We start from the raw sequence: 12,298 nt of genomic DNA, 5'->3' as shown, positions 1-12,298 counted from the left end.
TCAGGGGATGTCCGTCCCCCGGGAAACGAACGGATTCACGATGCGGACGCCCTCGACCTCCCGGCCGTGCTGGAAGTCCTCGGTGTACAGGACCGTGGCGCCGTTCTCCCTCGCGGCGGCCCAGACCAGGGCGTCCCAGAAGGAGAAGCCGTGGCGGGGGATGGCATCGAGGGCGAGCAACGTCATCCCGGCGGTGAGCGGGACGACCTCGCCCGGGGCAGCCAGCCGCCGGAGCGTGGCCGCGACCTCGGCGGGCGTCGCGGGGCGTTCCCGACGCCGATTCAGCAGCACGTTGCTGAACTCGTTGAAGATCTGCGCGCTGAAGATCAGGAGGCCCGCGTCGGAGAGGCGGCGCAACAGATCCATTGCCGTCTGGTGTTTTTCGAGGTCGCCAGGATCGTACGCATAGACGACGACGTTCGTGTCGACCAGGGTCCTCGATGGCTCATCGGCGGCGGTCATGGAGCTCGTCCCGACTCGGGTAGGGAGGGCCTCCGAGGTCGATGCCGGCTTCCATCTCCGCGAACGCCGCCTTTCGCATCGCCGCTCGGGGGTCGCGCTCGACGGTCGCCTCGTCCAGGAACGTCACCAGCACCCGGGCCGACTCAGTGACGCCGGTCGGGCGTTCCGACAGCTCGACGACGCCATTGCGGTAGGTCCCCTCCACCGTGGTCACCTGGGCCATGGGCATCCTCCTCGGGGCCTTGGATTCAAGCGAGGACAAGCGCCTCCGGCCGCACCGATCCCCAACCCATCGTAATCCGACCGCACTGGAGCGGGAATAGTTCGGAAGGCCGGTTGACGGCCCGATGGCCAGAGTAGGCCGAGGCCCTACGCCTGCCCCCGGTCGATCCACTTCGGCGGCGAGGCGGGGCGGTGGGATTGCATCCTGGAGAGGAGCGGCCCGGGCTCGCGGCCGACGAGGAGCATGTCGCGGTGCTCCTGGCGGACGAACCGCTGCTCGACGAGGCGGTCGAGGAAGGCGAGCAGCGGCCCGTAGAAGCCGTGCACGTCGAGCAGGCCGAAGGGCTTGGCGTGCAGGCCGAGCTGGGCCCAGGTCCAGGTCTCGAAGAACTCCTCCAGCGTGCCGATGCCGCCGGGCAGCGCGAGGAATCCGTCGGCCAGGTCGGCCATGAGGGCCTTGCGCTCGTGCATCGAGCCGACGACGCGCAGCTCGGTCAGGCCGAGGTGGCCGACCTCCCGGTCCATCAACGACCTCGGGATCACCCCCACGACCCGCCCCCCGGCCCGGAGGGCGGCGTCGGCCACGACGCCCATCAGGCCGACGTGGCCGCCGCCGTAGACGAGGGCCCGGCCCGACTCGGCGAGCAGGCGGCCGACCTCGGCCGCCGAGGCGGCGAAGGCGGGGTCGAGGCCGGGGCTGGAGCCGCAGAAGACGCACACGGACTGCACGAGGACCTCCGTCGCCGGGCCGGGGGGATCGGGGCGAGTCGGGGCGATCCTACGGCCCCGGGCCCGTCCGGCGGAAGGCGAGTCCGACCGGCGGGGCGACCCCGTAGGAATCGGCGGGCGGGCGGGATAGGATCGGGGGGCATTGCCGTCCTCGTCCTCGATCGAGGGTCGAACCAATCGGAGGGAGGTCCGATCGTGAGCACGATTGCATCCGTCGCCGTGCTGGCCGCGTCGCTGGTCTCCGCGGCGGGGCCGCAGGAGGCCGCCGAGACGATCCCGGCCGTCGGCCCCACCGGGCCGATGCGGCAGGTCGCCACCGGCCTCGTCTTCACCGAGGGGCCCGCCTCGGACGCCGACGGGAACCTCTACTTCACCGACGTGAGGGGGAACACCGTCTACAAGGTCGACGCCGAGGGGAACCTCTCGGCCTTCCTGGAGGGCTCCGAGGGCTGCAACGGCCTGATGGTCGACCCCTCCGGCACGATCATCGCCTGCCAGGGGGGCGCCAAGCGCGTGATCGCGATCGACCCGGAGACGAAGGAGATCACCGTGCTGGCCGACGCATTCGAGGGCCAGCCCTTCGACCGGCCGAACGACCTGGTCCTCGACCGCCAGGGCGGCGTCTACTTCACCGACCCCGGGCAGGGGGCCGTCTACTACATCGACGCCGAGCGGAACGTCTCCCGGATCCTGGTCGGCCTGCCCCGGCCCAACGGCGTGCTGCTCGGCCCGAGGGGGACCAACCTCTACGTGCTGCCCTCCGGCTCGCCCGAGGTGCTCTCGTACCCGCTGGAAGGGCCGGGCAAGCCGGGGGAGAAGGTCGTGCTCTGCGAGCTGAGGCAGCAGGAGGGGACCGAACCGAGGGGGGGCGACGGGCTGACCGTCGACGAGCGGGGCGTGCTCTACCTGACGCAGCCGGCCCTCAGCTCGATCCAGGTGGTGGCGCCCAACGGCAACACGCTCGGCTTCATCAAGGTGCCGGAGGCCCCCTCCAACTGCGCCTTCGGCGGCCCCGACGGCAAGACGCTGTTCATCACCGCCCGCACGTCGGTCTACGCCGTGCCGATGGAGGCGAAGGGCCTCATCCTCGCCACCGCCGAGGACGAGGAGTGAGGCCGCCCCGATGGAGCTGTTCGCCCCCCCGGAGGAGACGATCGTCGGCGTCTCGGCCGAGTCGCGGTCGGGGCGCCGGTCCTGCCGGGACGTGCTGGAGGCGTGCCTGGGGCGGATCGACGCCCGGGAGGCCGAGGTCCGGGCCTGGGTGGTGATCGACCTCGAGGGCGCCCGGAGGCAGGCCGACCGGATCGACGCCGATCGGCGGGCGGGTCGGACGCTCGGCCCGATCGCCGGCATCCCGGTCGGCATCAAGGACATCATCGACGTGCTCGGGCTGCCGACCGCCTTCGGCGTGCCCGAGGCGCCGGGCCGGGCGGCCGACGACGACGCGCCGATCGTGGCCGAGCTGAGGCGCCGGGGGGCCGTGATCCTGGGGAAGACGGTGTCGACCCCGTATGCCTGGGTCGACACCCCGCCGACGAGGAACCCCTGGAATCTCGACCGCACGCCCGGCGGCTCGTCGAGCGGATCGGCGGCGGCGGTGGCCTGCGGGATGTGCCTGGGGGCGCTCGGCTCGCAGACGGGGGGGTCGATCACCCGGCCGGCGAGCTACTGCGGCGTCTCGGGGTTCAAGCCGACTTTCGGCAGCCGGAGCCTCTCGGGCGTCCTGCCGCTGGCGCCGAGCCTCGACCACCCGGGGCCGATCGCCCGGACGGTGGGGGACCTCGCCCTGCTCGCCGACGTCCGGCCGGGGGGCACGGCCACGCCGCCGACGATCGGCCGGCTCCGGGGATTCTTCGAGGATCATGCGACGCCGGCGATGCGGTCGGCGATGGACCGGGTCCTGGCGACGCTGGCCGAGGCCGGGGCGATCGTCGTCGAGGTGCCGCTGCCCGACGATTTCGAGGACTTCGCCGGTCATCATTACCACCTGATGGCGGCCGAGGCCGCCGCGTTCCACCGGATCGACCGAGGGCGGCACCCCGAGCGGTTCCCTCCCCGGATCACCCGGCTGATCGACGACGGGCTCGGCCTCAAGGCGGTCGATTACCTGGCGGCCCGGCGGCATCGGGATCGGCTTCGGGAGGAATTGCTCGACCGCTTGCCCGGGGTCGACGCCTTCGCCACCCCCGCCGCCCCCGCCGCCGCCCCCGGGCCGGAGACGACCGGGGATCCCCGGTTCAATTCCCCCTGGAGCCTCGCCGGATTTCCGACGGTGGCGCTGCCGATCGCCCTCGACCCCGACGGGCTGCCGCTGGGCCTCCAGCTCGTCGGCCGACCCGGCCCGGGCGGCGAGGCGGGCCTGTTCGGCGTCGGGATCTGGTGCGAGTCGGCCGTGCGGCGAGCGGCCGGTGCCCCGGAGTTGCCGCCCCCCGGGTGGCCCTGATCGGAGGACGCGATCGATGCGGATCCGGACCGTCGCGGTGGTACTCGCCCCGGCGCTGCTGTTCGCCCTGGCGGGGAGTGCGGCCCCGCAGGAGGTCGCCGGGCTCCGCGTCCCGGCGGGCTTCTCGGTGTCGGAATTCGCCGGCAGCGACCTGGCCAACGACATCCAGTGCCTGACAATCGCCCCGGACGGCCGGGTGATCGTCTCCGGCCGGGGCTACGTCTCGATCCTCGTCGACGACGACGAGGACGGCCGGGCCGACCGCGCCCTCCCCTTCGCCGAAGGCCCCGAGGACGGGGCGATGGGCCTGCTCCGGGAGGGGGACTCGCTGTTCGTCGTCGGCGACGGCGGCCTCCGGCGTTATCGGGACGCCGACGGAGACGACCGGGCGGACGGCCCCTCCGAGTTGATCCGGGCGATGACCACCGGGAGCGAGCACGACGCACACGCCGTCCGCCGGGGCCCCGACGGGTGGCTCTATGTGATGATCGGCAACTTCGCCGGGATCGATGCGTCGTACGCCTCGCTGCCGACCTCGCCGATCGCCGACCCGGTCGCCGGCTGCCTGGTCCGCTTCCCCCCGGACTTCGGCGGCTCGGAGATCGTGGCCGACGGCTTCCGCAACGCCTATGACTTCGACTTCAATCCCGATGGTGAAGTCTTCGCCTACGACTCGGACAACGAGCGCTGCGTCTCGCTCCCCTGGTACGAGCCGACCCGGTTCTACCACGTCGTCCCCGGGGGCCATCACGGCTGGCTCGCCCCGCAGCGGACCGAGACCTGGAGGCTGCCGCCCTGGGCGGAAGACGTGGTGCCGCCGGTCGCCCCGATCGACCGGGGCTCTCCCACCGGGGTCGTCTGTTATCGGCACGAAGCGTTCCCGGAACGGTATCGGGGCGGCTTCTTCCTGCTCGACTGGACCTTCGGCCGGGTCTTCTTCGCGAGGCCGAGGCAGGAGGGGGCGTCGTACGTCGCCGAGCCGGAGGTCTTCCTCCGGGCCACCGGGTCGGAGGGGTACGCCTGGACCGATGCGGAGGTCCACCCGGGGTCGGGGGACCTGTTCCTCTCGATCGGCGGGAGGGGGACGAGGGGGGCGGTCTATCGGGTGCGGTACGAGGGGGAGGGGGACGCTCGCGGTGTCGCGGAGACGGAGCGGCGTCGGGGAGGAGCGGGCGGTCGCCTGGAGGCGGGGGTGATCGGGGGGGAGGTGGGGACGGATCGAATCGTGGAAGCGGCGGGGTCCGACGACGAACTGGAGCGGCTCCGGGCGCTGGTGGAGCTGGGGCGTCGGGGGGACGCCGTCCCGGCGGGCGACCTCTCCCGGGCGATCCGGGGCAACTGGGATCATCCCGATCGCCTGCTCCGATCGGCGTCGGCCGCCCTGATCCGGCGGCTCGGGCCCGGGGACCGGGTCGGACTCGCCGCCTCGGCCACCTCGGATCGGCAACGGACGACGCTCGGGTTCGGGATCGCGGGGGACGACCCGGAGGCCGCCCTCGGGCTCGCGTCGGAAGTGCTCGGAGACGAGGGGGCGTCGCCGTCGGATCGGCTGGCGGCGAGCCGGCTGGTGCAGGTCGCGCTGGGAGGCCAGCCCGACCCGGCCCTGATCGGCACGGCCTGGGAGGGGTACTCCGGCCGACTCGGCCGATCGGCCTCGGGTGATCCCGAGGCGCCGGAGACGCTCGCGGCCCGGCTCCGAAGCGGATTCCCCTCGGGGGATCTCGCGCTCGACCGCGAGCAGTCGAGGGCGCTGGCGATGCTGGAGGACGACCACCCGGACTCGCTCGAGCTCGTGGCCGAGCGGTTGACCGGATCGTCCGACCCGATCGACGACCTGCACCACCTGATCGTGATCGGGCGGCTGCGCGCCCCACGGACTCCGGAGGTCACGTCCCGGGTGGCCGACTCGTTGCTCGCCCTCGACCGGAAGTTGGACGATCGGGGCGCCAACCGGGACCGGAACTGGCCGCTCCGGGTGTCGGAGTTGTACGAGGGGCTGGCCGACCGCGACCCCGAGCTGCACCGGGCGATGATCGAGCACCCCGAGTTCGGCCGGGCGTCCCATGCCCTGTTCGCCCGCTCGGACGGGTTCGACCGGCTCGCCTCGGCGGACCGGTTCCTCGACCGGGCCGAGGCCGACCCGGGGTTCTCCTGGGACGCGGACGTGGTCGCCGTGCTCGGCGACCGGCCGACCGACTGGGCGATCGACACACTCCGATCGCTCTGGGGGGAGGTCGGGCTCGACGAGGCGATCCTGCCCATCCTCGCCCGAAACCCGAGCCCGCAGGACCGCCCGAAGTTCGCCGACGGGCTGGGGTCGACCCAGCGGTCGACCGTCTCGGCCTCGCTCGGCGCCCTGGAGGCCCTGGGGCCGTCGGATGACCCCGAGGAATGGCTCGCGCTAGTCCTGGCCCTGCGACGCGCCCCGGACGACGAGTCGAGGCGGCGACTCTCCCGGTTCCTCGCCCGGTCGACCGGCCGGGACCTCGGCCCCGACCCGAGTTCGTGGTCGGACTGGCTCGCCCGACACTCCCCCGACCTCGCCGGGCGGCTCTCCGGCGGCGACGGGGTCGACGCGGAGGCCTGGGAGCGCCGGTTGGCGGGGATCGACTGGTCGACCGGGGACGCGAGTCGGGGTGAGGGCGTCTTCCAGAAGGCCCAGTGCGGCGCCTGCCACTCCGGGAACCGGGCGGTGGGGCCGGACCTGGCGGGCGTGGCGGGCCGGTTCTCCCGGGAGGATCTGTTCCGGACGATCGTGCTGCCGTCGAGGGACGTCGCCGACCGCTACCGCTCGATCGTGGTCGCGACGAGCGACGGGAACATCCACCAAGGCGTGGTCATCTACGACGCCGCCGACAGCCTGATCCTCCAGGCCGGCGCGACCGAGACGGTCCTGCTGCGTCCGGGCGACGTGGAGGAGCGCAGGTCGTCGGACGCCTCGCTGATGCCCGCCGGCCTGCTGGACGACCGGTCGGACCGGGAGATCGCCGATCTGGACGCCTACCTCCGGTCGCTCGGCTCAGCCGACGCCGCCGGCCGTTGAGATCTCGGCCGAGAGCGCCGGGGGATTCCGCAAGGTCTGGTAGACGACGCAGTAGCGCTCGGTGAGCGCGAGGAGTTTGGCGAGCTGGTCCTCGGTCGCGTCGGAGTCGACCTCGAACCGGAGCCGGACGCCCGGGAGGCCGACGGGGGCCGACTTGTCGACGCCGAGGGTGCCCCGGGCGTCCCAGTCGGCCTCGGCGGTGACGGTCCCGCCCCGGAGTGTCAGGCCCATCGCGGTGGCGACGGCCCGGAGCGTGACCCCGGCGCAGGCGACGAGCGATTCGAGCAGCATCTCCCCCGAGCAGGCCGCCTCGGCGTTGCCGCCGGTCGCGGGATGGAGCCCGGCCTCGACCACGCCCCGGGGCGTCTCGACGCGGCAGGTCAGGCCGTCGCCGTCGAGCGTCCCCCGGGCGGAGAGGGTGAGCCGGGCGACGCCGGGGTCGTCGCGGTATCGGGCCTTGAGCGGTGCCTGGAGGGCTCGGAGCTGTTCGGCGTCCATCCGGAGTTCCTTCGATGGGCGGGCGGCAGGCGGCAGGGGCGGCAGGGCTCCGACAGGCCCCATCATCTCCCAGGGGGATCGGCCGTCAATGGGGGTGCCGGAGCGGGGTCGGGACCCCTTCCGCCCGCGTCCACCGCCCGATTCTTCTTGGACCGACAGGCGGGACGGGCTACAGTGTTCAACAAAGAATGATCCGGAGAACCCCCGGGCCCGGGCGGGTCGCGTCTCGCAGTCCACGGCGGCGCGATCCCCGGAGCCCGACGGAGGTCGCACGATGGACCGGCCGTTCCTCCCGCACGATCCGACCCGGCCGCACCGGACGAGGCCCCCCCTGCCCCTGGGGCTTCTGCTGGCGGTCCCCCTGCTCGCGGCGGCCGGGGGAGCGGAGGCGGGCGAGGCGGTCGACTACGCGTCCCAGGTCAAGCCGATCCTCGAAGCCCGCTGCTTCGCCTGCCACGGGGCCCTGAAACAGCAGGCGGGGCTGCGGCTGGATACGGTCTCCCTGATGCTCGAGGGGGGAGACTCCGGCCCGGCGATCGAGCCGGGGGAGGCGGAATTCAGCCCGCTGGTCGAGCGGGTGGCGGCCGAGGACGCCGTGCTCCGGATGCCCCCGGAGGGGGAACCGCTGGGGGAGGAGCAAATCGCGTTGATCCGGTCGTGGATCGACCAGGGGGCCGACGGCCCGGCCGACGAGGCCCCGGAGCCCGACCCAGACGAGCACTGGTCGTTCCGACCCCCGACCCGGCCTCCCGTCCCCGACGCCGGGGCGGGCTGGGCCCGAGGGCCGATCGACGCCTTCCTCGCCGCGGGGCTCGAACGGGCGGGACTGGATCGGGTGGGCGAGGCGCCTCCGCATGTCCTGCTGCGTCGGGTCTACCTGGACCTGATCGGCCTGCCGCCGCCCCGGGAAGAACTGAACGCCTTCCTGGCAGACCCCTCGGACGAGGCGTACGAGCGGGAGGTCGACCGCCTGCTGGCCGACCCCCGGCACGGCGAGCGCTGGGCCCGACACTGGATGGACGTCTGGCGTTACAGCGACTGGTACGGCCGCCGGGCCGTGCCCGACGTGCTGAACAGCTACGCCATGATCTGGAGGTGGCGCGACTGGATCGTCCGGGAGCTGAACGACGACTCCGGCTATGACCACATGGTCCGCATGATGCTGGCCGCCGACGAGCTGGCCCCGGGCGACCCGGAGGAGCTGCCGGCCACCGGCTTCGTCGTCCGGAACTTCTACCGATGGAACTACAACTCGTGGCTGGCCGACTCGGTGGAGCACACGGGCAAGGCCTTCCTCGGGCTGACGATCAACTGCGCCCATTGTCACGACCACAAGTATGACCCGATCCGGCACGAGGACTATTTCGCCCTCCGGGCCGTCTTCGAGCCGATCGAGCTGAGGCACGACCGGGTCCCCGGCGAGCCCGACCCGGGCCCCTACCCGACCTACGAGTACGGCAAGGCGTACAAACCGATTACCTCGGGCATGGTCCGGGTCTTCGACAAGACGCTCGACGCCGAGACCTTCCTCTACACCAGGGGCCAGGCCCGGAACGTCGTCCCCGGCCGGCCGCCGATCCCCCCCGGACCTCCCCGGTTCCTGGCCGGGGAGGACTTCCGGGTCGAGCCGATCGGCCTGCCCGCCGAGGCCTCCTATCCCGGCCTGAAGGACTTCATCCGCCGGGAGGAGACGGAGGCGAGGGAACAGGCGCTGGCTGACGCGAGGGCGGCGCTCGACATGACGATGGAGCGGCTGGACGCGATCGGCCCCGATGCGGCGGAGTCGGAGCGGGAGGCGGCCCGGCTGGCCGAGCGGGCCGATCGGCTCGCCGTCGCCGCGGCGGAGGCGGAGCGGGAGGCCCTCCGGTTGCGGATCGCCGCCGACGATGCCCGGCATAGTCGCTGCGACGCCGACCCGGACGAGGCGGCCCGGCTCGCCTCGGGCGCGGAGCGGGCGGCGGCGGCGGCTCAGGCGAGGACCGGAGTCGCCCGGGCGGAGCGGGCGGAGCACGACGCGAAGATCCAGGGTGATGCCGACGCGATCGCCAAGGCCGGGCAGCAGGTCGCCGCCGCCCGCCAGGAGTTGGAGGCGGCCGAGGGGGCGATCGACGCCGATTCGGCCGAGTACGCGCCGCTCTCGCCGTCGTTCCCGGGGCGGAGCACCGGGCGTCGGGCGGCGCTGGCGGAGTGGATCACCCGGAGGGACAACCCACTGGCGGCCCGGGTGGCGGTGAACCACCTCTGGGGCTGGCACTTCGGCGAGCCGATCGTCGCCACCCCGCACGACCTCGGCCGCAATGGGGCCGAGCCGACGCATCCGGGGTTGCTCGACTGGCTCGCCGTGGAACTGATGGAGCCGTCGACGCCGGGGGTCCGGCCGTGGTCGATGAAGCACCTGCACCGGCAGATCGTGCTCAGCGCCTCCTACCGGATGGCCTCGCAGGCGAGCGACCCCGACCACCCCGGCCGCTCCCTCGACCCGGAGGACCGCATGCTCTGGCGGTTCCGCCCGGCCCGGATGGAGGCCGAGGTGGTGCGGGACAGCCTCCTGCACGTGGCCGGGGTGCTCGACCCGGAGGTCGGCGGGCCGGAGCTCGACCAGTCGGAGGGGCAGACCAACCGGCGGAGGAGCCTGTACTTCGCGCATCACGGCGAGGCGTCGATGCCGTTTTTGGAGCTGTTCGACGCCCCCGACCCCGGCGAATGCTACCGGAGGACGACCTCGGTGGTCCCCCAGCAGTCGCTCGCGCTGGCCAACAGCGGGCTCGCGCTGGCGATGGCGAGGACGATCGCCCCGGATCTCTCGGCGAGGCTCGCCGACCCGGGGGACGACGCGTTCATCGTCGCCGCCTTCGAGCGGGTGCTCTCCCGGCCCCCCTCTCCCGAGGAGCACGCCCTGAGCGCCTCATTCCTCGACCGGCAGGCCCGGCTGTTCTCCGGGGAGGAGCTGCCCGAGGCCCCGGGCATCGACCCGCCGCCCTCGACCGATCCGGGGGCGAGGGCCCGGGAGAACCTCATCCATGCGCTGCTGAATCACAACGATTTCGTGACGATCCGATAGCGTTGCGTTCTCGCCCCCTCCCCCGTCCTCGGGGGAGGGGGTGGCCGGAGGCCGGGTGAGGGGGGATCGGTAGAATCCCAGGGCCCTGCGACCAAGTCGAATGCCCCCTCACCCCGACCCACTCCCCGCACGCGGGGAGTTAAGGGGTCGGAAACCCGGCCACTCGCGGCCCTTGCTCGACGCGACACGACCCGGAGGGACCGACCATGCCCGATCGCCGACGCTACCCCATCGCCGGCCCCCCGTGCGGCCGGGTCCGACGCCGGACGTTCCTCGCCGACGTGGGCTTCGGCTTCACCGGGCTGGTGCTCGGCTCGATGCTCCATCGGGACGGGATCGCCCGGGCGGCGGCCCCCGGGCCCTCGCCGATGGGGGTCGACGGCGGGCCGCACTTCGCCCCCAGGGCGAAGAACGTCATCTGGATCTTCCTCTCGGGGGGGGTCAGCCACCTGGAGACCTGGGACCCCAAGCCCGCGCTGAACCGGTACGCCGGGAAGTCCTACGCCGAGACGCCGTACGAGGACCCCTTCGCTTCCCCCCTGTTCCGGGAGCGGTCCCGGGCGGTGGTGGGGGAGGACCGGACGCATGCCCAGATCTTCCCGCTCCAGGTGGGGTTCCGCAAGCACGGCGAGGCGGGGGTCGAGGTCTCGGACTGGTGGCCGGAGCTGGCGACCTGCGTGGACGACATCGCGTTCGTCCGGTCGATGTACTCGACCGACAACGACCACGCCGCCGAGTTCCAGTTCCACCACGGCCGGCACAAGCTGGACCCGAGGGAGCCGAGCATCGGCTCCTGGATCCACTACGGGCTCGGCACCCTGAACGAGAACCTGCCGGAGTTCGTCTTCCTGGGCAAATACGGCGACACGAGGGTCCGGGAGAACTTCGACGCCCACTACCTCGGCCCCGAGCACGGCGGGGTCGAGCTGTCGCTGGACCCGGGGGCCCCCCTGCCCTTCGGGACCCGGCCCGAGGGGGTGCTGGCCGAGGAGCAGCGCGAGCAGTTCGCCTTCATCCGGGACCTCAACGCCCTCTCCGGCGTCGAGTACCCGGAGGACGACCAGCTCCGGGCCCGGATCCGGGCCTACGAGCTGGCCTATCGGATGCAGGCCTCGGTGCCCGAGGCGCTCGACCTGGGCGTCGAGTCGGCCGAGACGGAGCGGCTCTACGGGATCGACCGGGAGGAGACGGCCGTCTACGGCCGGAGGCTGCTGGCGGCGCGTCGGATGGCCGAGCGGGGCGTCCGGTTCACGCTCGTCTACCTGAGCGACTACGGCGAGTGGGACTCGCACAACCAGCTGCGGGACCTGCACGCCCGGTCGTGCGGGCGGGTCGACCGGCCGATCGCCGGGCTGTTGAAGGACCTGAAGCGCCGGGGGCTGGACGAGGAGACCGTGGTCGTCTGCTGCACCGAGTTCGGCCGCACCCCGGGCCTGGAGGTGCGGGACACGACCGTCAACCCGACGGGCCGGGACCACCACCCGCACGCCTTCACGGTCTGGCTCGCCGGGGCCGGCATCAAGGGGGGGACCGTCCACGGCAAGACCGACGAGCTGGGCTTCCACGTGGTCGAGGACCCGCACTACGTCACCGACGTGCACGCGACGCTGCTCCGCCTGCTGGGCCTCGACCCCAGGCGCCTCGACATCCCGGGCCGCAAACGGCTGGAGGTCGACCACGGCCGGCCGATCGAGGGGATCCTCGCCTGACCCGATCGCCCCTCCGGCACCGTGATTGCACCGCTGCGCCGCCGGACCGGCCCACGATCGCCGTCCGGGCGGCCGTCCCGGTCCGATCGACGCGAGCGGCGGGGCGACGTCCGCCCCACGCCCGGACCATC

At 73.1% G+C, this 12,298-nt stretch carries 9 protein-coding genes; 5 read left to right on the top strand and 4 right to left on the bottom strand.

Going from position 1 to position 12,298, the window contains the following annotated elements; translation table 11 throughout:
- From ElP_RS15555 to ElP_RS15545, 3 genes are all read right to left on the bottom strand, one after another.
- Entirely contained in the window at nt 1-462 is a 462-nt protein-coding gene (locus ElP_RS15555) for a PIN domain-containing protein (RefSeq protein ID WP_145270790.1), read from the bottom strand.
- Nucleotides 446-685, bottom strand: a complete 240-nt coding sequence (locus ElP_RS15550; RefSeq protein ID WP_145270788.1) for a hypothetical protein — start codon at nt 683-685, stop codon at nt 446-448. The genes ElP_RS15555 and ElP_RS15550 overlap by 17 nt, the downstream gene beginning before the upstream one ends.
- Nucleotides 686-831: 146 nt before the next feature.
- Nucleotides 832-1,413, bottom strand: coding sequence for an LOG family protein (locus ElP_RS15545; protein ID WP_145270786.1), 582 nt, complete (start codon nt 1,411-1,413; stop codon nt 832-834).
- A 195-nt stretch (nt 1,414-1,608) separates the two neighbouring features.
- On the opposite strand from ElP_RS15545, the gene ElP_RS15540 reads away from it, so the two are divergent.
- From ElP_RS15540 to ElP_RS15530, 3 genes are read left to right on the top strand one after another with little or no spacing between them, the layout of a single operon-like run.
- Nucleotides 1,609-2,526, top strand: coding sequence for an SMP-30/gluconolactonase/LRE family protein (locus ElP_RS15540; protein ID WP_145270784.1), 918 nt, complete (start codon nt 1,609-1,611; stop codon nt 2,524-2,526).
- Between the two features lie 10 nt (nt 2,527-2,536).
- Nucleotides 2,537-3,856: an amidase gene (locus ElP_RS15535; protein WP_145270782.1), complete on the top strand. Its 1,320-nt coding sequence runs from the start codon at nt 2,537-2,539 to the stop codon at nt 3,854-3,856.
- A 16-nt stretch (nt 3,857-3,872) separates the two neighbouring features.
- Nucleotides 3,873-6,899, top strand: coding sequence for a DUF7133 domain-containing protein (locus ElP_RS15530; RefSeq protein ID WP_145270780.1), 3,027 nt, complete (start codon nt 3,873-3,875; stop codon nt 6,897-6,899).
- Here the strand turns inward: ElP_RS15530 and ElP_RS15525 are convergent.
- Nucleotides 6,876-7,397: an OsmC family protein gene (locus ElP_RS15525; RefSeq protein WP_145270778.1), complete on the bottom strand. Its 522-nt coding sequence runs from the start codon at nt 7,395-7,397 to the stop codon at nt 6,876-6,878. The two genes, ElP_RS15530 and ElP_RS15525, sit on opposite strands and share 24 nt — an antisense overlap.
- Nucleotides 7,398-7,671: 274 nt before the next feature.
- Here ElP_RS15525 and ElP_RS15520 point away from each other — a divergent pair, with 274 nt between their 5' ends.
- Together ElP_RS15520 and ElP_RS15515 are read left to right on the top strand one after the other, a co-directional pair.
- The gene (locus ElP_RS15520; RefSeq protein WP_145270776.1) at nt 7,672-10,458 is read left to right on the top strand and encodes a PSD1 and planctomycete cytochrome C domain-containing protein; all 2,787 of its coding nucleotides are present in this window, start codon (nt 7,672-7,674) and stop codon (nt 10,456-10,458) included.
- Between the two features lie 206 nt (nt 10,459-10,664).
- A complete protein-coding gene (locus tag ElP_RS15515) occupies nt 10,665-12,167 on the top strand; it encodes a DUF1501 domain-containing protein (protein WP_145270774.1) in 1,503 nt (500 codons plus the stop codon).
- Nucleotides 12,168-12,298 lie beyond the last annotated feature (131 nt).

Source organism: Tautonia plasticadhaerens, from assembly GCF_007752535.1.
Classification (GTDB): Bacteria; Planctomycetota; Planctomycetia; order Isosphaerales; family Isosphaeraceae; genus Tautonia; species Tautonia plasticadhaerens.
Note: the sequence above shows the minus strand (reverse complement) of the source record. Positions and strands in the feature narration are given on the sequence as shown.